Source organism: Stenotrophomonas sp. NLF4-10 (assembly GCF_022359915.1).
Lineage (GTDB): Bacteria > Pseudomonadota > Gammaproteobacteria > Xanthomonadales > Xanthomonadaceae > Stenotrophomonas > Stenotrophomonas daejeonensis.
This window is the reverse complement of the sequence record NZ_JAKSEE010000003.1, coordinates 1,741,680-1,768,454: the sequence shown is the minus strand read 5'-3', so window position 1 is coordinate 1,768,454 and position 26,775 is coordinate 1,741,680. Positions and strand designations below refer to the sequence as shown.

General features: G+C 69.3%; 19 protein-coding genes and 1 pseudogene. 9 read left to right on the top strand and 11 right to left on the bottom strand.

Translation table 11 applies throughout. The annotated features are described in order from the left end of the window. The first annotated feature begins 25 nt into the window (after positions 1-25). Entirely contained in the window at positions 26-3,055 is a 3,030-nt protein-coding gene (locus tag MIC98_RS08300) for an EAL domain-containing protein (RefSeq protein ID WP_239736809.1), read from the top strand. 85 nt (positions 3,056-3,140) lie between these two features. On the opposite strand, the gene creC is transcribed toward MIC98_RS08300, so the two are convergent. Together creC and creB are read right to left on the bottom strand one after the other, a co-directional pair. Beyond that, entirely contained in the window at positions 3,141-4,577 is a 1,437-nt protein-coding gene (gene creC / locus MIC98_RS08295; RefSeq protein ID WP_239738102.1) for a two-component system sensor histidine kinase CreC, read from the bottom strand. A gap of 393 nt (positions 4,578-4,970) precedes the next feature. Continuing rightward, entirely contained in the window at positions 4,971-5,663 is a 693-nt protein-coding gene (creB, locus tag MIC98_RS08290; RefSeq protein ID WP_239736808.1) for a two-component system response regulator CreB, read from the bottom strand. 45 nt (positions 5,664-5,708) lie between these two features. Here creB and rlmJ point away from each other — a divergent pair, with 45 nt between their 5' ends. The 3 genes from rlmJ (at position 5,709) to mfd (ending at position 10,902) form a co-directional block, all read left to right on the top strand. Further along, on the top strand, positions 5,709-6,566 hold the full coding sequence (rlmJ, locus tag MIC98_RS08285) for a 23S rRNA (adenine(2030)-N(6))-methyltransferase RlmJ (protein WP_239736807.1): 858 nt from the start codon (positions 5,709-5,711) through the stop codon (positions 6,564-6,566). A gap of 93 nt (positions 6,567-6,659) precedes the next feature. Then, positions 6,660-7,205, top strand: coding sequence for a GNAT family N-acetyltransferase (locus MIC98_RS08280; RefSeq protein ID WP_057641532.1), 546 nt, complete (start codon positions 6,660-6,662; stop codon positions 7,203-7,205). Positions 7,206-7,377: 172 nt separating this feature from the next. Beyond that, positions 7,378-10,902 (top strand): transcription-repair coupling factor, encoded by a 3,525-nt coding sequence (mfd, locus tag MIC98_RS08275; RefSeq protein WP_239736806.1) that lies wholly within the window; start codon positions 7,378-7,380, stop codon positions 10,900-10,902. A gap of 262 nt (positions 10,903-11,164) precedes the next feature. Here mfd and MIC98_RS08270 read toward each other — a convergent pair whose 3' ends face one another. After that, on the bottom strand, positions 11,165-13,255 hold the full coding sequence (locus MIC98_RS08270) for a M13 family metallopeptidase (RefSeq protein WP_239736805.1): 2,091 nt from the start codon (positions 13,253-13,255) through the stop codon (positions 11,165-11,167). A 234-nt stretch (positions 13,256-13,489) separates the two neighbouring features. Continuing rightward, complete coding sequence (locus MIC98_RS08260) at positions 13,490-13,861, bottom strand: PilZ domain-containing protein (RefSeq protein ID WP_057641529.1); 372 nt, start codon at positions 13,859-13,861, stop codon at positions 13,490-13,492. Positions 13,862-14,053: 192 nt separating this feature from the next. Between MIC98_RS08260 and MIC98_RS08255 the strand changes: the two genes are divergently transcribed. Further along, positions 14,054-14,467: a helix-turn-helix transcriptional regulator gene (locus MIC98_RS08255; protein ID WP_239736804.1), complete on the top strand. Its 414-nt coding sequence runs from the start codon at positions 14,054-14,056 to the stop codon at positions 14,465-14,467. 101 nt (positions 14,468-14,568) lie between these two features. On the opposite strand, the gene MIC98_RS08250 is transcribed toward MIC98_RS08255, so the two are convergent. The 6 genes from MIC98_RS08250 to gpmA form a co-directional block, all read right to left on the bottom strand. Next, complete coding sequence (locus MIC98_RS08250) at positions 14,569-14,898, bottom strand: DUF3325 domain-containing protein (protein WP_239736803.1); 330 nt, start codon at positions 14,896-14,898, stop codon at positions 14,569-14,571. After that, complete coding sequence (locus MIC98_RS08245) at positions 14,891-16,585, bottom strand: PepSY-associated TM helix domain-containing protein (RefSeq protein WP_239736802.1); 1,695 nt, start codon at positions 16,583-16,585, stop codon at positions 14,891-14,893. The genes MIC98_RS08250 and MIC98_RS08245 overlap by 8 nt, the downstream gene beginning before the upstream one ends. Before the next feature lie 5 nt (positions 16,586-16,590). Continuing rightward, entirely contained in the window at positions 16,591-16,911 is a 321-nt protein-coding gene (locus MIC98_RS08240; protein WP_239736801.1) for an iron uptake protein, read from the bottom strand. Between the two features lie 200 nt (positions 16,912-17,111). Then, complete coding sequence (locus MIC98_RS08235; RefSeq protein WP_239736800.1) at positions 17,112-19,256, bottom strand: TonB-dependent siderophore receptor; 2,145 nt, start codon at positions 19,254-19,256, stop codon at positions 17,112-17,114. A 19-nt stretch (positions 19,257-19,275) separates the two neighbouring features. Beyond that, entirely contained in the window at positions 19,276-21,387 is a 2,112-nt protein-coding gene (locus MIC98_RS08230) for a TonB-dependent siderophore receptor (protein ID WP_239736799.1), read from the bottom strand. Positions 21,388-21,650: 263 nt separating this feature from the next. After that, on the bottom strand, positions 21,651-22,400 hold the full coding sequence (gene gpmA / locus MIC98_RS08225) for a 2,3-diphosphoglycerate-dependent phosphoglycerate mutase (RefSeq protein ID WP_239736798.1): 750 nt from the start codon (positions 22,398-22,400) through the stop codon (positions 21,651-21,653). A 108-nt stretch (positions 22,401-22,508) separates the two neighbouring features. Here gpmA and nfi point away from each other — a divergent pair. The 4 genes and pseudogenes from nfi (at position 22,509) to MIC98_RS08205 (ending at position 25,680) form a co-directional block, all read left to right on the top strand. Continuing rightward, positions 22,509-23,161 (top strand): annotated as a pseudogene (nfi, locus tag MIC98_RS08220) (deoxyribonuclease V). Between the two features lie 92 nt (positions 23,162-23,253). Beyond that, positions 23,254-24,117, top strand: a complete 864-nt coding sequence (locus tag MIC98_RS08215; protein WP_239736797.1) for a pirin family protein — start codon at positions 23,254-23,256, stop codon at positions 24,115-24,117. 155 nt (positions 24,118-24,272) lie between these two features. Further along, a complete protein-coding gene (gene aqpZ, locus MIC98_RS08210) occupies positions 24,273-25,010 on the top strand; it encodes an aquaporin Z (protein WP_239738100.1) in 738 nt (245 codons plus the stop codon). 214 nt (positions 25,011-25,224) lie between these two features. Continuing rightward, positions 25,225-25,680, top strand: coding sequence for a hypothetical protein (locus MIC98_RS08205; RefSeq protein ID WP_239736796.1), 456 nt, complete (start codon positions 25,225-25,227; stop codon positions 25,678-25,680). A 110-nt stretch (positions 25,681-25,790) separates the two neighbouring features. Here the strand turns inward: MIC98_RS08205 and MIC98_RS08200 are convergent, their stop codons facing one another. Further along, a complete protein-coding gene (locus tag MIC98_RS08200) occupies positions 25,791-26,636 on the bottom strand; it encodes a pirin family protein (protein ID WP_239736795.1) in 846 nt (281 codons plus the stop codon). Positions 26,637-26,775 lie beyond the last annotated feature (139 nt).

Genomic DNA, 26,775 nt, shown 5'->3' with positions numbered 1-26,775 from the left:
TTCCATTCCCCCGAAGGAACCCCACGTGCTGCACCCACGGCCCCGCGCTTCGCTGATCCACCGGCTGTCACTGAGCATCTGGGGCCTGTTCCTCACCCTCCTCCTGCTGCTTTCCGCCCTCGGCTACCTGGCCATGCGCATGGCCGCCGACAAGGTGGTGCCGCTGGTGGCGCAGCACACCGTCGAACTGCGCGCGCGGGCCAGCGAAGGGCTGTTCCTGCAAGCCGAGCAAAGCGTGCGGCGCCTGCACCGCGAGTTGCTGCGGCGGCTGGAAGCCGCCGACCACGCCGACGCCCTCGCCCGCTTCGACACGCTGTTCGCACGCAACGCCGACGGCCTGTGGCGGCTGCGCCCCGAGCACGTGGACCCCGATCACGCCCCCACCCTCTACCTGCACCAGCCACCGCAGGGGCTGGACGAATCGGCGCGGCTGCGCGCGGTCATCGCCTACGACCTGCTGCGCGAACAGGGGCCGGCGCTGGCGCCGCCGTTCTTCTCGGTCTACATGGATTTCGTCGAGGACGGGCTGATGGTGTATTCGCCCGGCGTGGACTGGGGCAGCGGCGCGGACGCCAGCGCCACCAACACCGGCTACCCGACGATGCTCGGCGCCGACCCGCGCCGCAACCCGCAGCGCACGCTGTTCTGGACCCCGGTCTACCTCGACGAGCAGGCCCATACGTGGATGGTATCGGTGATCAAGCCGCTGGACTGGCAGGGGCGCTGGGCCGGCACGCTGGGGCACGACGTCTCGATCCAGACGCTGGTCGACCGGAGCGCCGATGGCGGCGACGCGGACCAGGGCACGCAACTGGTCATGAGCGCCGGCGGCGACCTGATCGCCCACCCGCGCCTGCGCCAGCGCATCGCCGCCGCCGACGGCCAGTTGCGCCTGTCCACCCTCGACGACCCGCTGCTGGCGCAGGCGCACCGGATGATCCGCCAATCCGGCGCCGACAGCGGCGCCGGGCGCTCCCCCGACGGCAGCCAGTGGGTGGCCTGGTCGAAGATCCACGGGCCGGGCTGGTACCAGGTCTACCTGCTGCCGCAGGCGCGGGTGAACCACCTGCTGATGTGGGGGCTGCTGGCCCTGTCCGGCTTCGGCATCATCTGCCTGCTGCCGGCGACGTGGCTGCTGCGCCGGCGGGTGCATTCGCTGTTCGCGGTGCCGCTGGACCGCCTGACCCGCGCGGTCGACGAACTGGGCCAGGGCGGCGAGCCCACGCCGATCGCCATGCAGGGCGACGACGAGCTGGGCCGCCTGGCCGGCGCGTTCGACGACATGGTCGGCGAACTGGTGCAGCAGCGCTCCCTGCAGGCGGCCCATGCGCAGGCCCTGCAGAACGAGGTGGACGAGCGCCGCCAGTTCATGACCCGGCTGGAAGAGGAGCGCGCGCGCCTGCTGGCGCTGCTCGGGGCGATGGACCTGGGCATCCTGTTCGTCAACAACGAGAACCGGGTGACCTACTGCAACGCCGCCATGCTGGCGATGTGGAAACTGCCTGCGAGCAGGACGCTGATCGGCCAGACCACCCACGAAGGGCTGGAAGCGGCGCGGGCACAGATGGTCGACCCGCAGGCGGTGCTGGAACGATTGGAAGACGCCATCGCCTCGCCGGACGCCTCCCGGCAGCTGGAAATCCGCCTGCACGACAACCGCATCATCATGCACAACGCCTACCCGGTGCATGACGCGCAGGGCCACTACATCGGCCGGCTGTGGGTACAGGAGGACGTGACCGAGGAGCGCCGCACCGCCGAGCAGCTGGTGCGCCTGGCCCAGCACGACCCGCTGACCAACCTCTACAACCGGCGCCGTTTCGAGGACGAGCTTGCCCGCTTCTTCCACGATGCCGAGCGCACGCCGAGCCAGGTCGCCCTGCTGTTCTTCGACCTGGACGAGTTCAAGTACATCAACGACACCTACGGCCACCGCGCCGGCGACAGCGTGCTCGGGCGCATGGCGATCGAGATCCGCACGCTGGTCCGCGCCGGCGAAACCCTGTTCCGGCTGGGCGGCGACGAATTCGCCGTGCTGATGCCGCACGCCAGCCTGGACGACGCCCGCCACCTGGCCGAACGCATCGTGCAGCGGATCGCGCAGACGCCGCTGTGCCTGCACGAGCAGACCGTGCGCCTGACCACCAGCCTAGGCATCGCCCACTGCCCCGGCCACGCCGACAACGCCCAGGACCTGGTCGCCCACGCCGACGCGGCGATGTACCAGGCCAAGCACCTGGGCAAGAACCGCTGGAACGTGTACCGCCCCGACCGCGACAGCTCGCGGGAAATGGCCACCCGCCTGGCCTGGAACGACCGCATCGCGCGGGCACTGGAACACGACCTGCTGCGCCTGCACTTCCAGGGCGTGCACCATGCCGGCGACGGCCGGCTGGCGCACCTGGAAGCCCTGATCCGCATGGTGGACGAAGCCAGCCCCGACCGGCTCGTCATGCCCGCGCAATTCATCGAGCCGGCCGAGAAGAGCGGCAAGATCCTCGAGATCGACCGCTGGGTGATCCGCGAAAGCATCCGCCTGCTGGCCGCCCACCCGCAACTGCCGGCCATCGCCGTCAACATCTCCGGCCGCTCCTTCGACGACCCCGAGCTGCCGGAATACATCGCCAGCCAGCTGCGGCAGCACCACGTCGAGCCGCGCCGCCTGCTGGTGGAATTGACCGAGACCTCGGCGGTCTCGGACATGGGCGACGCCGCGCGCTTCATCGCCGCCCTGCGCGACACCGGCTGCCCGATCTGCCTGGACGACTTCGGCACCGGCTTCTCGTCCTTCGCCTACCTCAAGAACCTGCAGGCCGACGTGCTCAAGATCGACGGCATGTTCATCCGCAACCTGCCGGACGAACGCGACAACCAGGTGTTCGTGCGCGCCATCATCGAGGTGGCGCGCGGCATGGGCAAGCTCACCGTGGCCGAATTCGTCGAGGACGAGGCGACCCTGCAGATGCTGCGCGAGATGGGCGTGGACATGGTGCAGGGCTACCACCTGGGCCGGCCACGGGCCGACCACCCGGCTTTCGTCGACAGCCCTGCATAGGGACTGCCTCGCCACTGGCGTAGATGCGGGGCTTGCCCCGCATGAAGCTTTCCCGGTGAAGCCCCGTGCCGGGCAAGCCCGGCACCTACGTCGTTGGTAACCACAGACTCGCCTCCGCGCCGCCTTCGGCGCGATTGCGCAACCACGCCCGCCCGCCATGCAGGCGCGCCACCTCGGCCACGAACGGCAGCCCCAGCCCGGAGCTGCGCTGGCCGCTGTCGGGACGCGCCAGCGAATAGAAGCGCTCGAACACCCGCTCCAGCGCATAGTCCGGCACACCCGGGCCTGCATCGGCCAGCGTCACCTCCCAGCCCGCGTCCTGCCGCCGCACCCGCAGCAGGATGGTCGCGCCGGCCGGCGAGAACGCGATGGCGTTGTCCAGCAGGTTGCCCAGCGCCTGCCGCAGCAGGAACGTATCGCCCTGCACCGGCGCGCGTCCGGGCAGTTCGCACTCCAGCCGCAGCCGCGCCGCCTGCAGGCGCGGCCCGGCCTCCTCGGCCAGTTGCCGGCACAGCGCACACAGGTCCAGCGCCGCGCGGTGCTGCAGCCAGCCGTGCTGCTCCACCTCGGCCAGCCGCAGCAACTGGTCGATGGTTTCGGTCAGGCGCCGTTCCTGCTGCGCGATGTTGGCGGCGAAGCGCTGCCGCTCGGCTTCCGGCAACGGCTCCTGCAGCAGCTCGGCGGCACCGCGTATCGCCGCCAGCGGGCTCTTCATCTCGTGCGTCAGCGACTGCACGTACTGCTCGACGTAGGCCTTGCCCTGCAGCTTGCGGCGCATGGTTTCCAGCGCCTGCCCGAGCTCGCCGATCTCGTCGCGGCGCGGCTTCGGCGGCGGCACCGGCTCGCCGGCGCTGACCGCCCTGGCATAGCGGCTCAAGCCGCCGATGCCGCGCGCCAGCCACCACGTCATCAGCAACCCGATCAGCGCCGACAGGCCGATCAGCCATGCCCCGCGCGCGACGATGGCGCGCTGGCTGGCGGCGATGAACGGGGCGATGCTGTCGTTGGGCTGCGCCAGGGTGAGCACCCCGATCAAGGTCCTGCCATCACCCGGGTCGTACACCGGCGCGGCCACGTGCATCACCGTGCGGGTCTCGTCGCCGGGCACCTCGGGGCTGGAACGCGCGCCGTACTGACCGCGCAGGGTGCGGTAGACGTCGTTCCAGCGCGAGTTGTCGCGGCCCACGTCCTGCCCGCGCGAGTCGTACACCACGATGCCGCGCGCATCGGTCACGGTGACCCGGTAGTCGATGCTGCGCTTGGGAAAGCGCCACACCATCGCCCCGGGATCGCGCCGCTGCGCGGCGGCCAGCTGCGCGGCGAAATCACCATCGGCCATGCGCCCGGCCTTCAGGTCGGGTGCGGCCATCACCGCCAGCACGTTGGCCGCGTCGACCAGCGTGGACTCCATCGCCTGGCGCACGCCGGGCTTCACCTCGCCGACGAACACCCGCATCACGAAGAACGCGGCAATGCCGACGATCAGGAAGAAACCGAGGAAAAGTTTCAGGCCGAGGCGCATATCCACCCCGCATGACCAGTGCTGTTGCTGTTGCTGTTGCTGTTGCTCTGGCTCTGGCTCTTGACCTTCCGGGTTCCCTTCCGCAGCGACGGAGCCGACGGGAAAAACCCGAAGGGCGACGCGCATGGATGCGCGTCGTTTTTCGACGAGACAAGGATGTCTCGTCGAAAAATCCCGGCGGCGGAGTGAACCCCACGCGCGTAGCGCGTGGGGCGCGGAGGCAGGGCGCGCTTTCTTTGGGCTACCTTTTCTTTGCACGAGCAAAGAAAAGTAGCTCGCTCACGCGTAGCGGGAGCGAAAGCTCTCGCTTTACCTATCGACCAAACATCTGGACTCCATCGCCCCTCACCCCAACCCCTCTCCCGAAGGGAGAGGGGCTTACAAACAAAAGCCTCAAACATCCAGCGCATACCCCAGCCCTCGATGCGTCCGGATCGGGTCCCCCACCGCCCCGGCCGCCCGCAGCTTCGCCCGCAACGTCTTGACGTGCGTATCCACGGTCCGGTCGGCGCTGTCGCTGGCATGGTCCCACCCGCGCTCCATCAACTGCGCCCGGCTCAGGATCGCCCCCGGCCGCTGCAACAACGCCGCCAGCAGGGCATATTCGTAGCGCGTCAGGTCCAGCGGCGAATCGCGGTAACGCACCCGCCGCCCCTCGCGGTCGATCGCGAACGCCCCCTGCCGCACCCATCCCGCATCGCCCGCGACAACCGGCGCCGGCCGCCGCAGCCGCGCCCGCACCCGCGCCACCAGCTCGCGCGGCGAGAACGGCTTGCCCACGTAGTCGTCCGCCCCCAGCTCCAGCCCCAGCACCCGGTCGAACTCGTCGTTGCGCGCGGTGAGGAAGATCACCGGCACCTGGCTGAAGGTACGCAGCTGCCGGCAGACCTCGAAGCCGCCCAGGTCCGGCAGGCCCACGTCCAGCACCATCACGTCGATGCCGCCTTCGCGCAACCGTTCCAGCGCCGGCCGCCCCAGCGCGCGATGCTCGGCGGCGTAGCCCTCGCTGCGCAGCGCGTACAGCACGGTATCGGCGATGGCGGCCTCGTCCTCGACGACGAGCACGCGGGCGGCGGGTTCGGACATGCCGCCAGCATAGCCGGCCCGCCGCCGCGCCCGTACACTCCGCGCATGAATTACCGCCACGCCTTCCACGCCGGCAACCACGCCGACGTGCTCAAGCACATCGTCCTGCTGGCGCTGATCGACGCCTTCAAGCGCAAGGAAACCCCGTTCTTCGTGCTCGACACCCACGCCGGGCGCGGCCGCTACCTGCTGGCCAGCGAGGAAAGCCGCAAGACGCTGGAAATCGAGGACGGCGTGATGCGGCTGATGGCGCAGCCGCAACTGCCACCGGTGGTCGAGCGCTACCTCAAGGCGGTGCAGGCCGACAACCCGGTCGGCAGCATGATCTGCTACCCCGGCTCGCCCCTGCTGGCCGCGCAGGCGCTGCGCCCGCAGGACCGCATGGCCGCCTGCGAACTGCAGGAAGAGGAAGCCGCCGCGCTCAAGGCCCTGTTCGCCCATGATGGCCGCGTCGGCGTGCACCCGGGCGATGGCTATGCCCTGCTGCGCTCGCTGCTGCCGCCCAAGGCCAACGGCGACAAGATCGGCCGCGGGCTGGTGCTGATCGACCCGCCCTACGAGGCGCAGGACGCCGAATACCAGCACATCCTCGCCGCACTGGCCGAAACCCTGTCGCGCTGGCCGCAGGCCACCTGCGCGGTATGGTTCCCGATCAAGCAGCGCCGCAGCATCCTGCACTTCTTCCGCAAGGCGGCCGCATTGCCGATCAAGTCCGCGCTGCTGGCCGAACTGCTGGTGCGCCCGGACGACTCGCCGCTGCGCCTGAATGGCAGCGGCATGCTGCTGCTGAACGCACCGTGGCAGTTCGACCGGGTACTGGCGCCGGCCATGCCGGTGCTGAAACAACACCTGGGCGAAAAGGGCGCCTCGACCCGGCTGGAATGGCTCAAGGCCGGCGACTGAGTCCCCGCCGGCCCCACTTGCCACGGTTGAACCACGTTCACGGAATTTCGCACCACAGATGCAAGAATCGGTGGACTCCGGAGGAACCACAGCATGGCTACCCGCAACCGCATGCCGCCGTGGCATGAAAACTTCAAGGCTCCCAGTGGCCGGGAATTGCTGATCCGCCCCATCCGCCCCGAAGACGGTGCGCCGCTGCAAGGCGCCTTTGCGCTGTTCGGGCCGGAAGAAGTCCGCGACCGCTTCCTGCAGGCGGTGGACGTGTTGTCGGACGAGACCGCCCAGCGCCTGACCCACCCGAACCCGAAAACCGAAATCGCGCTGGTCGTCGCCGAACCGCTGCCGCCGGGCGAGGCCGTGGTCGGCGCGGTGGCGCGCGCCTCGATCATCCCCGGCACCCGCGATGCCGAATACGCCATCCTGGTCAGCCGTTTCCTGGTCGGCCAGGGCTTGGGCCGGCAGCTGATGCGCAAGCTGGTGAAGTGGGCGCGCGGCAAGTACCTGGACCGCATGTACGGCGACATCGCGCAGGACAACGAGCCGATGCTGCAACTGGCCGCGTCGCTGGGCTTCCGGCAGGTGCCGCACCCGGCCGGCACGCCGGGACTGGTGCGGATGGTGCTGGAGCTGGGTAGTTGATGGCGGCCGGGGACATGGCCCATTGCCGATCATTGCCGTAGGTCTGGGCCACGCCCCCGACGCTCGGGGTATCCGGACATCAAGCGTCGGGGGCGTAGCCCCGACCTACGTGGTGACGCCGGATCACGGGGTGCCGGCCCAAGGCCGGCGCTGCGGTAAAATCGGCGGCCTCATGCCGCATCACGTCCCCTACCCCGTTCCGCCGCTGCCCCGTGCGGGCCAGCTCCGCGCCTGGTGGCGCGCCCCCGCTTCGACCAGCGCACTGGCCTGGCACGTGGCCCGCGCCGCGCAGGCGCACGGCAAGCCGCTGCTGCTGGTCACGCGCGACAACCACGGCGCGCACCAGGCCGTCGCCGACCTGCAGACCCTGCTCGGCCTTGATGCCGCCGCACTGCCGGTAGTGCCGTTCCCCGACTGGGAAACCCTGCCCTACGACCAGTTCAGCCCGCACCCGGACATCATCAGCCAGCGCCTGAGCGCGCTGCACCGCCTGCCCGCGCTGGCACGCGGCATCGTGGTGGTGCCGGTGCAGACCCTGCTGCAACGCCTCGCACCGCTGAGCTACATCGTCGGCGGCAGCTTCGACCTGAAGGTCGGCCAGCGGCTGGACATGGACGCGGAGAAACGCCGGCTGGAAAGCGCCGGCTACCGCAACGTGCCGCAGGTGATGGACCCGGGCGACTTCGCCGTGCGCGGCGGCCTGCTCGACGTCTACCCGATGGGCGCGGACGCGCCGCTGCGCATCGAGCTGCTGGACGAGGACATCGACTCGATCCGCGCATTCGACCCCGAATCGCAGCGTTCGCTGGACAGGGTCGAGGCGGTGAAGATGCTGCCCGGCCGCGAAGTGCCGATGGACGAGGCCAGCCTGTCGAAGGTGCTGGCCACGCTGCGCGAGCGTTTCGACGTCGATACCCGGCGCAGCCCGCTCTACCAGGACCTGAAGGCCGGCGTGCTGCCTTCGGGCATCGAGTATTTCCTGCCGCTGTTTTTTGAATCCCCGCACAAGGATGTGCGGGCTTCTGCGAGGGACTCGCATCAAGGCACCGCGACGCTGTTCGACTACCTGCCCGAAGGCTTCCTGACGGTAGTGGCCCCCGGCGTCGGCGACGCCGCCGATGCGTTCTGGGAGCAGACCCGCAGCCGCTACGAGCAGCGCCGCCACGACATCGAGCGGCCGCTGCTGCCGCCGGACGAGATCTACCAGTCGCCAGACAGCCTGCGCGAGCAGTTCAACAAGCAGCCGCGCGTGGAAGTGTGGCCGGCCGACCACCCGCGCATCGCCGAGGCGCAGGCGCTGGGCGACCAGCCGCTGCCGCCGTTGCCGGTGGCGGCCAAGGATGCGCCTGCAGGACAAGCGCTCAAATCCTTCCTCGACCACTACCCCGGCCGGGTGCTGGTCGCCGCCGATTCGCCGGGTCGCCGCGAGGCGCTGCTGGAAGTGTTGCAGGCCGCCGAACTGCGCCCACCGGTGATCGCCAGCCTGCCCGCCTTCCTCGCCGACGATGCGCCGAAGTTCGCCATCACCGTCGCCCCGCTCGACGACGGCTTCGCGCTGGCCGAACCGCCGCTGGCGGTGCTCACCGAGCGCCAGCTGTTCCCCGAGCGTGCCGGCCAGCCGCGCAGGACACGCCGTGCGGGACGCGAGCCGGAAGCGATCATCCGCGACCTCGGCGAGCTGAGCGAAGGTTCGCCCATCGTCCACGAGGACCACGGCGTCGGCCGCTACCGCGGGCTGATCGCGATGGACGTGGGCGGCATGCCCGGCGAGTTCCTCGAGATCGAATACGCCAAGGGCGACCGCCTGTACGTGCCGGTCGCGCAGCTGCACCTGATCAGCCGCTACTCCGGCGCCTCGCCGGAAACCGCGCCGCTGCATTCGCTGGGTGGCGAGCAGTGGGCCAAGGCCAAGCGCAAGGCCGCCGAGAAAGTGCGCGACGTCGCCGCCGAGCTGCTGGAAATCCAGGCGCGCCGACAGGCCCGTGCAGGTTTGGCACTGGACATCGACCGCGCCATGTACGAACCGTTCGCGGCCGGTTTCCCGTTCGAGGAAACGCCGGACCAGTTGGCCGCGATCGAAGCCACGCTGCGCGACCTGCAATCCAGCCAGCCGATGGACCGGGTGGTCTGCGGCGACGTCGGCTTCGGCAAGACCGAGGTGGCCGTGCGCGCCGCCTTCGCCGCCGCCAGCGGTGGCAAGCAGGTGGCGGTGCTGGTGCCGACCACGCTGCTGGCCGAGCAGCACTACCGCAACTTCCGCGACCGCTTCGCCGACTACCCGCTGAAGGTGGAAGTGCTGTCGCGCTTCAAGTCCGCCAAGGAGATCAAGGCCGAACTGGACAAGGTCGCCGAGGGCACCATCGACGTGATCGTCGGCACCCACCGGCTGTTGCAGCCGGACGTGAAGTTCAAGGACCTCGGGCTGGTCATCGTCGATGAAGAACAGCGTTTCGGCGTGCGCCAGAAGGAAGCGCTGAAGGCGATGCGCGCCAACGTGCACCTGCTCACGCTCACCGCCACGCCGATCCCGCGCACGCTGAACATGGCGATGGCCGGGCTGCGCGACCTGTCGATCATTGCAACCCCGCCGCCGAACCGCTTGGCGGTGCAGACCTTCGTCACCCAGTGGGACAACGCGCAGTTGCGCGAGGCGTTCCAGCGCGAGCTGTCGCGCGGCGGCCAGCTGTATTTCCTGCACAACGACGTGGAAAGCATGGGCCGCATGCAGCGCGAGCTGTCCGAGCTGGTGCCCGAGGCGCGCATCGGCATGGCCCATGGGCAGATGCCCGAGCGCGAGCTGGAAAAGGTGATGCTGGATTTCCAGAAGCAGCGCTTCAACGTGCTGCTGGCCAGCACCATCATCGAGTCGGGCATCGACATCCCCAACGCCAACACCATCGTCATCAATCGCGCCGACCGCTTCGGCCTTGCGCAGCTGCACCAGCTGCGCGGCCGCGTCGGCCGCTCGCACCACCGCGCCTACGCCTACCTGCTGGTGCCGGACAAGCGCGCGATCACCCCCGACGCGCAGAAGCGATTGGACGCCATCGCCTCGATGGACGAACTCGGCGCTGGCTTCACCTTGGCCACGCACGACCTTGAAATCCGCGGCGCCGGCGAACTGCTCGGCGAGGACCAGAGCGGGCAGATGGCCGAGGTCGGCTTCAGCCTCTACACCGAGCTGCTGGAACGCGCGGTGCGCTCGATCAAGGCCGGCAAGCTGCCGGACGTGGATGCCGGCGAGGAAGCCCGCGGCGCCGAGATCCAGCTGCACGTGCCGTCGCTGATCCCCGAGGACTACCTGCCCGACGTGCACACGCGGCTGACGCTGTACAAGCGCATTTCCAGCGCGCGCGATGGCGAGGCCCTGCGCGAGCTGCAGGTGGAGATGATCGACCGCTTCGGCCTGCTGCCGGATGCGACCAAATACCTGTTCGCCATCGCCGAGCTGAAGCTGCAGGCCAACGCGCTGGGCATCAGCAAGCTGGAGCTGGGCGAGAACGGCGGCCGCATCGTGTTCGAAAGCAAGCCGGACATCGACCCGATGGCGGTGATCCAGCTGATCCAGAAGCAGCCGAAGCTTTACCAGATGGACGGCCCGGACAAGCTGCGCATCAAGCACCCGCTGCCATTGCCCGAAGACCGCTTCAACGCCGCGCGGGCGATGTTGTTGACCTTGCGACCGGGCGGCAGTTGATTCCCCTTCTCCCCTCGGGAGAAGGTGCCCGAAGGGCGGATGAGGGGCGAACGGAATCAGTGATGGTCGAACCGACCCATCCGGACTTCGTTCGCCCCTCACCCCAACCCCTCTCCCGAAGGGAGAGGGGCTTCGAAATCGAAGCTTCGTGCTGAACTGCTTCCATGCGCCATGCCTGCAAAACCACCAACCAGCACACCACCCAAAACGTGAAAGACCCGGCATTGCCGGGCCTTCCTGTTTACAACTCACACGATGGCGATCACCAGATCACCACGCGCTTGTCGTCGCCGCGCACCATCGCATCGCCGGCCTTGCACTCGAACGCGGCGGCGAACGCGGGCATGTTCGACGGCGCGCCGTTGGCGCGGAAGTTGGCCGGGGCATGCGGGTCGGTGTTCAGGCGCACGCGCAGCTCGCCCTCGGTGAAGTTGCGGCGCCACACCGTGGCCCAGTTCATGAAGAAGCGCTGGTCCTGGCTGTAGCCGTCGATGGCCACGTTCTTCGACGGGTCCTCCTTCAGCGCCATCTGCAATGCATCAAAGGCCACGGTCAGGCCGCCGAGGTCGCCGATGTTCTCGCCCAGCGTCAGCTTGCCCTTCACGTTGACGCCCGGCAGCGACTCGTAGCCGTCGAACTGCGCCACCAGCTTGTCGGTGCGGCTGTTGAAGGCGCTGCGGTCGGCGTCGGTCCACCAGTTGTCGAAGTTGCCGTTGGCGGCGAACTGGCTGCCCGAGTCGTCGTAGCCGTGCATCATCTCGTGGCCGATCACCGCACCGATGCCGCCGTAGTTCAGCGCCGGATCGGCCTTGGCGTCGAAGAACGGAGGTTGCAGGATCGCGGCCGGGAACACGATCTCGTTCTTGGTCGCGTTGTAGTAGGCATTCACCGTCTGCGGGGTCATGCCCCACTCGGTCCTGTCCACCGGCTTGCCGATCTTGTCGAGCATGTAGCGGTAGTTGAATGCACGCGCGGCGCGCATGTTGCCCAGGTAGCTGTCGCCGCTGGTGGTCAGTCCCGACCAGTCGCGCCACTTGTCCGGGTAGCCGATCTTCGGGGTGAAGCTGGCCCACTTCTCCAGCGCCTTCTTCTTCGTCTCCTCGCCCATCCACGGCAGGTTCTCCAGCCGCGTCTTCAACGCCGCGGAAAGGTTCTCCACCAGGTGTTGCATCTCGACCTTGGATTCGGCCGGGAACACCGCTTCCACGTACAGCTGGCCCAGCGCCTCGCCCATCGCGCCGTTCACCGACTCCAGCACCCGCTTCCAGCGCGGCTGCATTTCCTGCTGGCCGCGCAGGGTCTTGCTGTAGAAGTCGAAGTTGGCCTGCTCGAAGCCCTTGCTCAAATACGGCGCGGCGTTGTCCACCGTGTGGAAGCGCAGGTAGGCCTGCCAGGTGGCGGCCGGCACGTCGGCCAGCATCTTGTCCAGCTCGCCGAAGAAGCCCGGCTGCGCCAGCGAGAACTTGTCCTTGGCCGGCACCTTCAGGGTGTCGAACAGCGCGGTCCAGCTGAAGTTCGGGGTGAGCTTGTCGGCGTCGAGCGCGCTGACCGGGTTGTAGCGCTTGGCCGGGTCGCGCAGCTCGATGCGCGACAGCGAGGCCTTGGCCAGGCGGGTTTCGAAGTCCATCACCGCCCTGGCCTGCTCCTTCGCCTGCGCGGCGTCGACGCCGGACAGGGCCAGCAACTGCTCGATGTAGGCCACGTAGGCGTCGCGGATATTCGCCTGCGATTCGTCGAAGTAATAGCCCTTCTCCGGCAGGCCCAGCCCGCCCTGGCCGACGTAGGCGATGACGTTGCCCGAATCCTTGAAGTCCGGGCTGGCATACAGCGAGAACAGGAAGCCCTGCCCCTGCGCGTAGGCATCGCGCAGGTAACCGGCGATGGCGGCGCTGTCGCCCAGCGCGGCGATCTTCTCCAGTTCCGGCTGCAGCGGGGCGATGCCGGCGGCCTCGATGGCGGCCTCGTCCGAGCCGGTCTTCCAGATGTCGCCGATCTGCGCTTCCACCGTGCCGGCCTTGGCGTCGGCCGTGGCGGCCTGCTCGACCAGCGCGTGCTGCACTTCCAGCGAGCGCTCGCGCAGGATCTCGAAGCTGCCCCAGGTGGTCTGGTCGCCCGGCACCGGGTTGGCCTTGAGCCACGTGCCGTTGACGAAACCGTTGAGGTCGGCGCAGGCCGAAGCCGTCGGGTCCAGGTCGGCGACGTTGAACGCCACCGACGGTGTCTTGATCTGCGCCATGTCGAACGCCGGCTTGGCGGTGTCGGCCGCCACGGGCGCCTCGGTCTTGCCGCAGGCCGCCAGCGAGGCGGCGATGGCGACGGTCAGGGACAGCGGGGCGAGCTTGGAAAGGGTCATGCGGTTCTCCGGCCTTGCAGGAATGCCGCGCTGGTTGCGCGGCCAATCCCCGAGCCTAGGCGATGGCTACCGCCTGCCGATGGGCCAAAGGTCATGGCCTGCTGGATTCCTCATGCTTCCCTTCTCCCTTCGGGAGACAGGTTGGCAGGATTGCCAACCTGCACGGCGAAGCCGCCCAAAGGTGAGGCACAGGGATGTACCGAATGCAGGTGCCCGAAGGGAGAGGGGCAAAAATCAGCCGCCCTGCACCAGCGCGCCGAGCTCGCGTTCCAGCAGCGCCGGATCGGCGGCGTTGAGTTCGATCACCCGGCGCAGCGCGGTGATGCTGTCGAGGTCGATTTCATCGCAGCGCAGGCCGATGTTGCGCCCTTCCACGTGCATCACCGTGGCCTGCATGTGGATCGGTGTGTCTTCGGACAATTCGACCTGCAAGCGGCATTGCCCGCCCGCCGCGCCGGGCCAGGCGTCGATGACCTCGAACAGGGCGCCCTTCAGCGAGAGATCGTGCAGGCGCCCCGCATGGGTAACCCCATCGGCGGCGACCACGCTCGCGGCGGAGTGGAAGGGCACGCGCCAGAAATGGCGGCGATCCTCGGAGCTGTTCATGCGGTCCCCCTGTGCGTTGGATGGAAAGCCCGGCCGCAGCATACGCCAGCCGGATGGCCGCCGAACGCGGGCAGCCATGCAAACCATTGCATGGCAAGGCATGGCGCGAAACTGGCGGATTGCTGTCGTGGCGCTGCGCCCGCGGTCGCGGCAGTTTCCGGGCTCCATTAGCATCGTCCGGAGCCACCGTCAGTGAACAACGAACCGATGAAGATAGACGCCCACCGGGTCAAGGCATTGCGCGAGGCGCGCGGCTGGTCGCAGGAGCACCTGGCCGCCGTGGCCGGCCTGAGCCCGCGCACCGTGCAGCGGCTGGAAAGCGACGGCCGGGCTTCGCACGAGTCGCGGATGGCGGTGGCGTCGGCATTCGGGGTCAAGCCCGGGCACCTGCTGGAAGCGGATGGGGTGCCGCCGCTGCCGGCACCGGCCGCCAACGGGATGACCGCGGCCGAACGCGCGCGGATCATCCTGTGGATCGTGAGCCTCGTGCTGGCCGTGGTCATGTTCCAGATGGTGGCCGGCTACACCCTGGGCAAGGATGCGGCCCGGCGCGACAACCGGATCAACCAGGCCTGCAAGGCCGATCCGGCCAATTGCGACCGCTGATCCGCATGCAGGAACCTGCAGGAGCGACGTCAGTCGCGATGGGGCATTCCCGGTAAAGCCCGGTCGCGACTGACGTCGCTCCTACGGGAGCAGTGCCGCCATCATTGGCGCCGCACCCACGGCGCCAGCACGCCCAGCCAGCGTGCCTGCCAAGCCAGAACGAAGGCCACCGCCAGCGCCGAGCCCGCCAGCGCCATCACCCAGACCAGCGCCGCCATGCTCGGGTGGTCCACCCGCAGGCACAGGCCCAATCCCGCCGCCAGCGCCAGCCAGCCGAGGCCGCGCAGACTACGGGTCTCGGCCGGCGACAGGCCGCGGCCCCAGGCCTGCCGCGCATGCACGTCCATGCCCAGCGCCAGCCAGCCCATGCCGGCCAGGCAGGCGGCCAGCGCGGCGGCCAGCAGCCAGCCGGCGGATGCCGGGTCATGCATGGGCGGCCTCCTGCTGCTCGCGGGCGAGGTCGTGGGCGCGCGCCTCGGCACGACGGCCCAGCCGACGCGCGCTGGCGGCGGCGATCACGGCCACGGCCAGCAGCGCCAGGTCCAGCCCGGCCACCGGCCAGTAGCCGGCGGCCAGCGTGCGCAGCAGGTGGTCGCCGGTGGTGATCCAGTTCAGCAGCACCGCCAGCGGCGCCAGCACCGCAATCGCCCACGCCTGCTCGCGCCAGGCCGGGTTGGGCAGGCCGCGGGCGACCGGCGCGCTGCGCCAGGCCGCGTGCAGCAACGCCAGCAGCCAGCCACCCCAGAATGCGTACCGTTCCCAATCCCCGCGCATCGGCAGCGCCTCGGGCAGCAGCCGGTTGGCGACCAGCAGGCCCAGCGTGGCCACGACCATGCCGGTCACCGTGGCCACGGCCAGCGCATCGACCACACGCACGCCCGGGCTGCCCTGTTTGGCGTGCTGGCGCTTGCGCTTCTCGACGAAGAACACGAAGCCGGTGGCGATGCAGACGCAGCCGGCCAGGCCGCCGAACACGTACAACCAGCGCAGCAGCCAATGGCGGAAATGCTGCAGGTGCAGGCCGGTGAGGAATTCGCTGATGCGGCCGACCGCGGTGGCCGGCGGGTCCTCGCGCAGCAACTGGCCGGTGGACGCCTTGAAGTGGATGCCCTGCCCGACCAGCGCGATGCGGTCGGTACCGGCGCGGTAGATGCTGACGTAGCCATTGGCGTCGCCGACGTGCTGCAGCACCAGGAACCCGACGTCGCCGGCCATGCCACGCGCCTCCCAGCGCCGCTGCGCCTCGGCCACCATCGCATCGACGTTGGCCAGCCCGGCCGGCACCCCGGCGCGGCCGTGCGGCAGGCCCAGTTCCTGCGCCTCGTGCTTTTCGTGCAGCTCGTGCAGGTCGTGCAGCTGGGTGTGGCCGATCGGGAAGTAATAGGTGCTGGCGAAGATCACCAGCCCGGTGAAGGCGAAGAAGAAGTGGAACGGCAGCGCCACCACGCCGGTGAGGTTGTGCAGGTCCAGCACGCTGCGCAGCCGCGCCTTGCCGGGGCGGAAGGTGAACAGCTCGCGGAACAGCTTGCGGTGCATGACCACGCCGCTGACCAGCGCGACCAGCATCATCAGCGCCGAGAAGCCGACGATCCAGAAACCGAGGTTCTTCCAGTCCAGGGTCAGGCTGTAGTGCAGCGGGTAGAAGAAGCCGCTGCCGATCTTGAGCTGGTCGTCGGGCAGCACCCGGCCGTCGCGCGGGTCGATGGTGGCCTCGCCCCAGACCAGGTCTTCCGGGTCCTTCGCGCCCGGTATCTGGTAACCGGCATACAGCGCCAGCACCGGGTCGCGGTGGGTGGTATAGGCGCTCCAGTAGGCCACGGTGTCGAAATGCCCGGGCATCGGCCCGTCCACCCGCGGGCGCATCGCGTCCACCACCGCCGGCAGCGGCTGCATGCGCTCGAACGCCGGCCGCAGCACCTTCTCGAACGACGGCATCGGCTGCGGCTCGAAGCGGCTGGCCGGGATCGACCAGCGGTCGATCTCGCGGTCGAACACCGACAGCGCGCCGAAGAAGAACGCCGCCATCAACACGAAGCCCAGCACCAGGCCGAACCACGTATGCAACCAGGCCATGACCTGGCGGAAACTCTGGAACACGATGGATTCTCCCTGCTGCATGTCGCTCAGGCCACGCTGGCCTGCACCAGTGAAGCGACCGCGGCCAGCGCCGCGCCACCGCCGACCAGCGCCAGCCAGACCAGCGCCAGCCGGCGGCGGCTGGCAACGACATTCAGGAACAGCACCAGGAACACCAGCAGGCCCACCGCGCTGGCGAGGAACTCGGCGTCGTGGAACTCCATTCCGGCCTTGAACAGCAGGGCCATCGCGGCGGCGATGAAGCCCCAGGTGAAGGCGTAGCCACCGAACACGGCGGCGACTACCCGCGCGGCGAAATGCAGGCGCGGGAAGCGGGCGGGACGGGCGATGGCGGGGCTGTGGGACATGGCGTAGGGCTGGTGTCTGTGCGGATGGGGGCGGTCGTCGGGAACCGCCGGGTCAGGCTGGGCGCGTGGTTGCGCGGCGCGTTGTGGCGGCGACGCGGGAGGCCACCGGATGGTACCGGAGCAGGTCGTTGCCGGCGCCGGCCGGGATGGCCGGGTTTTCCAGCGGGAAGGCGCGGATCATCGGATGGCCCCGTCGTCGCTCAGAACCGGTACGTCACGCTGGCGCTCACGCGCCGCGGTTCGCCCCAGGTGTAGGTGCTGTACCAGCTGAAGACGGTGTAGTACTTCTCGTCGAGCAGGTTGTTCACCGAGAGCGCGGCCGAGAGGTGGTCGCTGAACCGCCAACTCGCGCTCGCATCGAGCAGCCAGTAGCTGCCGATGGTATGCGTGACGTATTCGCCGCTCGGGTGGTAGGCGTCGCCCCAGGTCTTGTCCTGCCAACGTGCGCCACCGCCGAAGGTGAAGTCGCAGAGCCTGTACGAGGTATAGAGCGTCAGCTGGTTTTCCGGCGACTCCGTCTGCACCTTGCTGCCCTGCTGGCGGGTCGTCTTGTGCACGTAGCCGGCGTGCACGTTCCAGCGCGGGGTGATCTGGCCGGAGGCTTCCAGCTCCCAGCCCCTGGTGCGGTAGCCCTGCTCGCCGCGGTAGGCGTCGCTGCCGCTGGGCGTGAGCTCGCCGGTCGGCACCGGGTAGTTGTCCTGGTCGAGCTGGAAATACGCCGCGCTGGCGTTGAGCCGGCCGTCGGCGAAGGCGCCCTTCCAGCCCAGCTCGTAGTTCATGCCGTCCAGCGGCTCCAGCGGCTTGCCCTGCGCGTCCTGCGCCCACAGCTGCGGGCTGTAGATGCTGGTGTAGCTGGCGTACAGCGACTGCGTCGCCGCGACATCCCACACCATGCCCACGTAGGGCAGGACGATGCCCGATTCGCTCACCACCGGGTGCCGGTAGCGGGCAAGGCGCGCGCCGGTGATGAACTTGAGCGTGTCGGCCGGGTTCCAGCGCACCGCGGCATAGAGGCCGTTCTCGCGCGTGGTTTCGTCCGAATGCCCGTCGGGCGTGGCGTTCCAGGCCGGCAGCGGGATGTCGCCGCGCCAGTGGTAGTAATCATGGACCGCGAGGTCGTAACCCGGCGCGTCCCACCAGTCGTTGCCCACCCAGCGCCGCCGCGACAGGCTGCCACCGACCACCAGCTCGTGCCGGCGCTCGCCCAGCTGGAACGGCCCGCTGGCGTAGAGGTCCAGCGCGTCGGTGGTGGTCTTGCCGACGTACTGCCCGATCCACAGCGCGACGCCCTCGCCATCGGCCGGGTCCGGGAAGCCGGAGGCCGACGCGCCGAGCAGCGCGTCGTAGCCGTTGATCTGGTGGTTGAGCTGCAGCTTGGCCACCCATTCGTTGTCGAAGCCGTGTTCCAGCGTCGCGAACGCGGTGCGGGTGTACTGCTCCCAGCGGCTCCACGTCGCGCCGTTGTTGAACGCGCGCGGCATGGCGTTGAAGTCGCCGTCGGCGTTGAACAGCGGGATGCCGCCCCAGGTGGAGTTGCGCGGGTCATTGTCCTGCGCGTCGGCGCCCACGGTCAGCAGGGTGCCATCGGGCAGGTCGGCTTCGAGGATGCCGTAGAACACCGTGCTTCTGCGCTTCCAGCGGTCGAGGCTGGATTCGCGGTCGTCCCACGCGGCGACGGCGCGGGCGCGCACGCTGCCGTCGGCGTTGAGCGGCCCGCCGACGTCGAACTCCGCGCGCCGTTCCTGCCACGAGCCCGCGCCCAGCGTCGCGTGCCCCTGGAACCGGCGCGTGGGCTTCTTGCGCACCAGGTTGATGACCGCGCCGGGGTCGCCGGAACCGGCGAGCAGGCCGGCCGCGCCCTTCAGCACTTCCACGCGGTCGTAGATCGCCATGTCCGCCAGCGTGTTGCCCGACGAGTACGACGAATCGCGCTTCATCGGGATGCCGTCGTACTGGAAGTTGTTGATCGGGAAGCCGCGCGCGTAGTACTCGGTGCGCTCGCTGTCGTAGGTGACGATGGACAGGCCGGGAACGTGCGCCATCACGCTGTCGATCGAGTTGAGGTTGAAGTCCTCGATCTCCTGGCGGGTGACCACGCTGATGGACTGCGGCGTCTCGCGCGGGGTCAGCACCAGCCGCGTCGCGGTGGCGATGGTCCCCGGCGTATAGGTGCCGCTGCCTTCGGTCACCGTGCCCAGCTGGTTGGCGGTGACGACGACGCGGTCCAGCTCGGTGACGTCGTCCTTCGGCGTCGTGCCGCCGTCCTGCGCGTGGGCATGGGCGGCGAGCAGCAGGCCGGCGGCCAGCAGGGACACGCGCAGCGGACGGGAAGAGGTATTGGCCATCGTTCGGCTCCGCGATCCGTCAGAACCGCCAGTTCAGGCTGAGCGTGTAGTTGCGCGGGGCGCCGTAGTAGCCGCTGTAGCGCAGGGTGTTGATGTACTTCTCGCCGGTGATGTTGTTGGCGTTGAGCTGCAGCGTGGCGTTGGGCAGGAAGTCCCAGGCGGCGAACGCGTTGAGCACCGCGTAGCTGTCCTGGCGCACGCGGTAGCCGCTGGACTCCACGTTGGAGATCACGCTCTGCCAGCGCCCGCCGACGCCCAGCGACAGCGCCTCGTAAGCGGGCAGGCGGCCGCTGAGCAGCAGGTTGGCGGTGCGCCGCGGCACCCACGAATAGGTGTCGCTGCCGTTGAGGCCGTCCAGCTTCAGCGCGGTGTAGCCGAGTACCAGGTCGAGGTTGTCGCCCAGCTTGCCGACCGCCTCCAGCTCGACGCCCTTGGAGCGCACGTCCACCGGGGCGTAGATCGACTGGCCGTACTGGTTGTACTGGCCGGTCGGCGTGGCCAGCCCGTCCTGGTCGGCCTTGAACACCGCCAGCGTGGTCAGCAGGCGCTGGTCCAGCCAGTCGGCCTTGATGCCGGCCTCGTAGTTCACGCCCTTGCTGGCGTCGAGGTAGCGGTCGTTGGCGTCCACCTGGTCCTGCGGCTGGTAGATGTCCGAGTAGCTGACGTAGCCGAGCACGTGCTCGTTGAAGTCGAAGGTCAGGCCGCCGTAGGGGCTGGTGTGGCTGGTGGTCTGGTCGAAGGTGAGGTCGTAGGACCAGCCGTCGCGGCGGTACTGGGCATAGTTGGCGCCGACGACGGCCTTCAGGCGGTCACTCAGCGCGATCCGGGTGGCGCCGTAGGCGCGCTTCAGGTGCTGGTTCAGCATCGAATACTGCGCCGAATCGCTCCAGTCCGGCTCGGGAAGCGCATCGGGGGCATACGGGAACGCCGGCAGCGCACCCCAGGCCGGCGAGGAGAAGTCCGCGCTCCGCTCCCAGCTGTTCGATTCGCTGCGGGCCAGACTCACGCCCAGCATGGCTTCCTGGTCGCGGCCGAACAGCTGGAAGTGGCCGTTGAGCGTCACTGCGCCGAGGTGGGTGGTGGCCTTGTCGCTGCCGCCCCACGGGTAGCCGACCAGGCCCAGGCCGGTGGCCGGGTCGAGGCCGGTGCCGAGCGCGTCATAGGCGTAGAACATCTTCTCGTCGCCGGTGGCGCGGCGGTAGTTGTACGAGGCCTTCAGCTGCCAGTCCGCGCCGAGCCGGTGGGTGTATTCGGCGAAGGCGTTGTGGGTGGTGGTGTTCCAGTAGGTCCAGTCCTGCGTGGTCGAGGCGCTGGTCGGCCACTCGCGCTGGGTGCCGTCGCTGTTCATGAACGCCAGCGCGCCCCACATGATGCCGTCGGACTTGGCCCGCTGGTACGAATAACCGAGGGTCAGGGTGCCGTTCTCGCCGATCTGGCCGTCGACCACGCCGTAGAAGTAGTTGCGGGTGTTCTCGTTGGCGCGCAGCCAGGAGTCGCCGTCCTCGTGTGCGGCCACCACGCGCCCGGCCCAGCTGCCGTCGGCGGTGAACGGGGTCGAGTAATCGACTTCGGCGCGGGTGGTGCCCCACGAGCCGTAGCTGACGCCCAGCGAACCCTGGCGCTCGTTGGTCGGGCGCTTGCGCACGTAGTTGATGGTGCCGGCGGCGTTGCCGACGCCGGTGAGCAGGCCGTTGGCGCCGCGGATCACTTCCACCTTCTCGTAGCCGAAGGTGTCGGTGGCGCCGGTGGCGATGCCCCAGCCGTTGGGCAGGCCGACGCCGTCGATCTGGGTATTGAGGATGTCGAAGCCGCGCGCGCTGTAGCTGGTGCGGTTGGTTTCCCACTCGTCCACCTGGATGCCGGTGGCCAGTTTCAGCGCCTCGTTGACGCTGTCGGCGCCGAACTGCCGCATCTGCTCGCTGCTGACCACGCTGATCGACTGCGGGGTGTCCTTGATCGCCAGGTCGAGGTTGGTGGCACCGCTGCTGACGCGCTCGGCGCGGTGGGCCACGACCAGCACCGCGTCCAGGTCGGTGGCACTGGCGTCGCCGGACACGGCATCGGCCGCTGCCAGCAGCGGCAGGCCGGCCAGGGCGATGCCGATGGCCAGCGCGAGGGTACCGGTGGTCAACGGACGGAAAGCAGCGACGGACGCGGGTTGCGCGCGGAGGGAGCGGTTCGGGGACATGCGGGGAGTGGCCTTTTCGATTGCCGGTGCGGCGTGCCGGGGTGGCATGCCGATTGATTGAGATGCGTTATTAGATGCGAATCATTCTCGATTTTCAAGAAAATCCACATCGCTGTCCACCGCTGCACCAGCTCCTGCTTCCCCTGCCCCGCAAACGAAAACACCCGGCCGGAGCCGGGTGTCGGGGCTGCCACGGGGCGGCGGGGTTACTTCGCCTTGCCCTGGTTGGCCACGGCCTCGGCCGCCCGCTTCGCCGCTTCCGGATCGCCCAGGTAGCGGAACGACTGCACGCCCAGGTCGTCGTTCAGCTCGAACAGCAGCGGGATGCCGGTGGGGATGTTCAGTTCGAGGATCTCTTCCCGGCTCACGCCGTTGAGGTACTTGTACAGCGCGCGCAGCGAGTTGCCGTGGGCGGTGACCAGCACGGTCTTGCCGTCCTTCAGCTGCGGGGCGATGGCGTCGAACCAGTACGGCAGCACGCGTTCGAGCGTGGTCGCCAGCGACTCGGTGGCCGGCAGCGCGTTGCGGTCCAGCCCGGCGTAGCGGCGGTCGTGGCTGGGGTGGCCGGGGTCTTCCAGGTCCATCGGCGGCGGCGGGATGTCGTAGGAACGGCGCCACACCTTGACCTGCTCCTCGCCGTGCTTCGCCGCGGTCTCGGCCTTGTCCAGCCCCTGCAGGCCGCCGTAGTGGCGCTCGTTCAGGCGCCAGCTCTTGCTGACCGGCAGCCAGTCCTGGTCCAGCTCGGCCAGCGCGCCCTGCAGGGTGTGGATGGCGCGCTTGAGCACCGAGGTGTGGGCGACGTCGAACTGCAGCCCCTCCTCCTTCATCAGCCGGCCGGCGGCGGCGGCCTCGGCGCGGCCCTGCGCGGTCAGTTCCACGTCCACCCAGCCGGTGAAGCGGTTATCGAGGTTCCACTGGCTCTGGCCGTGGCGCAACAGCACTAGTTTGCGGGTCACTGCGGGGTCTCCGGTCGTGGGGGGGAAGGCAACCGGCCGATTGTAGCCGCATCGTGCCGGCGCCCCGCCTGCACGGCATGGCCGCGGCAAAAATGGCAGGCTGCGCGCATGCGCTTCCATCCCGCCGCCGATGTCGCCCCCGCCACCTTGGCCGAGCTGCGCCGCATGCAGACCGAACTGGCGGCGCAGGTGGACCTGCGCGACCACCTGCCCGGCCTGCCGCAACGCGTGGCCGGGGTCGACAGCGGCTTCGAGGACGAGGGCCGCACCACCCGTTCGGTGGCGGTGCTGGTCGATGGCCCCAGCCTGCAGCCGCGCGAATCGACGCTCGCGCGGCTGCCCACCGCCCTGCCCTACATCCCCGACCTGCTCAGGCGCTGCGGCAGCTGCCGGAACAACCGCAACTGGTGCTGGTGGACGGGCACGGCATCGCCCACCCGCGCGGGCTGGGCATCGCCGCGCACCTGGGCGTGTTGACCGGTTTGCCGAGCATCGGCGTCGGCAAGAGCCGGCTGGTCGGCGACTACGACGAACCCGGCCCGCAGCGCGGCGACCATTCGCCGCTGCGCCATCGCGGCCGGCAGGTCGGCTGGGTGCTGCGCAGCAAGCCGCGCTGCAATCCGCTGTTCATCTCGCCGGGCCACCGTGTCTCGGTGGAGGCCTGCCTGCCGCTGGTGCTGGCCTGCCTGGCCGGCTACCGCCTGCCGGAACCGACGCGGCTGGCCGACCGCCTCGCCTCGCGCCGCGACCAGCGCCGCTGAGGCGCGCGACGCAACGATCCGTCATGCCGCCGTTGCCGACAGCGGCGCGCCGTGCATGCCATCCTGCCGTTCCACGCCCAAGGAGCCTGCCCATGACCACGATCATCAACCCGCGCGTCCATGACCTCGGCGGCTTCCAGGTGCGCCGTGCGGTGCCGACCCTGCAGGCGCGCAGCGTCGGCCCGTTCGTGTTCGTCGACCACATGGGCCCGGCGGTGTTCGCGCCGGGCCAGGGCATCGACGTGCGCCCGCACCCGCACATCGGCCTGGCCACCGTCACCTTCCTGTGGTCCGGCGCCATCGGCCACCGCGACACCCTCGGCTCGGAACAGGTCATCCGCCCCGGCGACGTCAACTGGATGACCGCCGGCCGCGGCATCGCCCATTCCGAGCGCACGCCGCCGCCCGAGCGCGAGCACGACCACCCGCTGCACGGCATGCAAACCTGGGTGGCGCTACCGAAGACGCACGAGGAAACCGCGCCGGAGTTCCACCACTTCAGCGCCGCGCAGCTGCCGCAGCAGCGCCGCGACGGCGCCTGGCTGCGGGTGATCGCCGGCCGCGCCTATGGCGAGGAATCGCCGGTGCGGGTGTTCGCCGACACCCTCAACGTCGCCATCGACCTGGATGCCGGGGCCGAGATCGATCTGGACACCACCCACGCGGAGCGCTCGCTCTACGTGCTCGAAGGCGAGGCCCAGCTCGACGGCACCGACATCCCCGCCATGCACCTGGTCATCCCGGAAGCGGGCGCACGCGGCCGGCTGCGCGCCAAGACCCCGCTCAAGGCGATGCTGATGGGCGGCGAACCGCTGGATGGCCCGCGCCACCTGTGGTGGAACTTCGTGTCCAGCTCGAAGGAGCGCATCGAGCAGGCCAAGGACGACTGGCGCGACGGCCGCTTCGGCACCATTCCCGGCGACGACAAGGAGTTCATCCCGCTGCCGGGGGCGTGAGGCGAGGCACGACGTCTGTCTGCAGGAGCGACGCGAGTCGCTCCTGCAGGGGCAGGGAAGCCGATGGGAACCATCGGCCCTGCCCGTTAATGCTTTCAAAACGCGCATTCCGGCGCAATTCCGTACTGTTCCCACGCCCGCTTCCGGGCCTTCGACTGGGGAATGCACTACATGAACATGGGAAACGATTGGCAGCCGAGTTCCTCGGCACCTTCTGGCTGGTCTTGGGCGGCTGCGGCAGCGCGGTGCTGGCAGCCAAGTTCGGCGGCGACGGCAATCCGCTCGGCATCGGCTTCCACGGCGTGGCACTGGCCTTCGGCCTGACCGTGCTGACCGGCGCCTATGCGTTCGGGCACGTTTCCGGCGCCCACTTCAACCCGGCGGTCAGCCTCGGCCTGTGGGCCGGCGGGCGCTTCGCCGGCAAGGACCTGCTGCCCTACATCGTCGTGCAGGTGCTGGGCGGCATCCTCGCGGCCTTCATCCTGCTGCAGATCGCGCAGGGCCAGCCCGGCTTCGCCATCGACGGCAGCCAGGCCGGCGCGTTCGCCAGCAACGGCTACGGCGCGCTGTCGCCGGGCGGCTACAGCGTGGCCGCTGCGTTCCTGTGCGAAGTGGTGATGACCGCGATGTTCCTGGTGGTGATCATGGGCGCCACCCACGGCAAGGCACCGGCCGGCTTCGCGCCCATCGCCATTGGCCTTGCGCTGACCCTGATCCACCTGATCAGCATCCCGGTCACCAACACCTCGGTGAACCCGGCACGCTCGACCGCGGTGGCGCTGTTCGCCGGCCCCGGCGCGATCGGCCAGCTGTGGCTGTTCTGGGTGGCCCCGTTCCTGGGTGCGTTGATCGGCGGCATCGCCTGCCGCTGGATCGGCAACGAGAACCGCTGAATCCGCGCACCATGCAAGAAAGCGACGGCCCCACCCGGGGCCGTCGCCATACCTGCGTTTGTCAGCAGCCGCGCATTTGTAATACCGTGGAAACACTGCCGGCGCGCAACGGGGACGCGCGCATCGGGCCGGGGAACAGGGCCCGCGGCGGGATCCAACTCAGACAGACGACATGACCACCGTCCGCCACCACGGCCGGTGCTTGGGGGAATGCATGGTGAAATCCGTTCGTATCCTTGCCTGTTCGCTGCTGCTGGCCGGCAGCGCCAACGCCCAGCAGGCGGGCCCGTGCCCGCAGCTGCCGCCGGGCAGCGGCCTGCAGTGGGAAGCGCAGGCACAAAGCGACTTCGTACTGTGCAAGGCCGCCACCGAGGACGGCCGCACCGTGTTGAACCTGATGCTGACCGCGCGCGACCCGGACTTGGTGCTGAGCCGCAACCTGCGCGCCGAGAAAGGCAGTTTCTCCGGCGAATCGCTCTACTGGTACCACCCCGACATGGGCGGCCGCGACCTGCCCGGGCTGGAATCGCGGCGCATCACCACCGTCAAGCTGGCAAAGAACCGTTACGCGCAGATCTGGATCGACGCAGCCAACACCGGCGAACTGGCCACGCTGCAGCAGCTGACCGGCAACCTGAGCGACAGCGCGATGAACCTCGCCGGGGAGTGAGCCGGCAAACCTGACTTCCGGTCACGGAAACGACGTGGATCACGACCGGTGTCGCGGGAATCCCCGGTCGCGGCCCACGTCGCTCCTGCGGCTGGCTGTCCTTTCCCCCGTCAGAAACGCCCTTCCTGGAAATCGACGAAGGCCTGCATCAGCTCCTGGCGGGTGTTCATCACGAACGGCCCGTGCCGCGCGACCGGTTCGCGCAGCGGGCGCCCGGCGACGAGGATCAACCGCGCGCCCTCGCCGCCCGCCTGCAGGCGCAGGTCGTTGCCGCCGCCGAGGACCGCCAGTTCATGCCGGCCCACGTCACGCGCGGCTTCGCCCTCGCCCAGCACCAGCCCGCCCTCGAACACGTAGGCGAAGGCGTTGTGGCCCTCCGGCAGCAGGTACGACCAGCCGCACCCCGCCGCCAGCTCCACGTCGAGGTACAGCGGCCCGGTGGCCGGTTGCACGATCGGCCCCTGCGTGTCGCCCACCTGGCCGGCGATCACCTTGACCGCCACGCCCGCGGCAGGCTCGACCCGCGGAATGCGTTCGGGCGCATATTCCTGGTAACGCGGCGCGGTCATCTTCTCGCGCGCCGGCAGGTTCACCCACAGTTGGAAGCCGCGCATGCGCCCGGATTCCTGTTCGGGCATCTCCGAATGCACCAGCCCGCGGCCGGCGGTCATCCACTGCACGCTGCCGGGCGTGAGCAGCCCTTCGTTGCCGTGGTTGTCGCGGTGGCGCATGCGCCCGTCGAGCATGTAGGTGACGGTCTCGAAGCCGCGATGCGGGTGCTCCGGGAAACCGGCGATGTAGTCCTCCGGGCGGTCGGTGCCGAATTCGTCCAGCAGCAGAAACGGGTCCAGCTCCGGCAGCGCCGGGCCGCCGATCACGCGGGTCAGGCGCACGCCGGCGCCGTCGGAAGTGGGCATGCCGCGGACGATGCGCTGGACACGGGTGGGATTGTTCATGGTCCGTCCTCACGGGGAATGACAGCACGATGGTGGCAAGGACTGGCGGCGCCAAGCGCCGGCAGCGCAACCGATCGTTCCGTCACCGGCGCGACGCCCGCGCATTCAGCCGCGAGGGCAGCGCGGTCTACGACCAAAG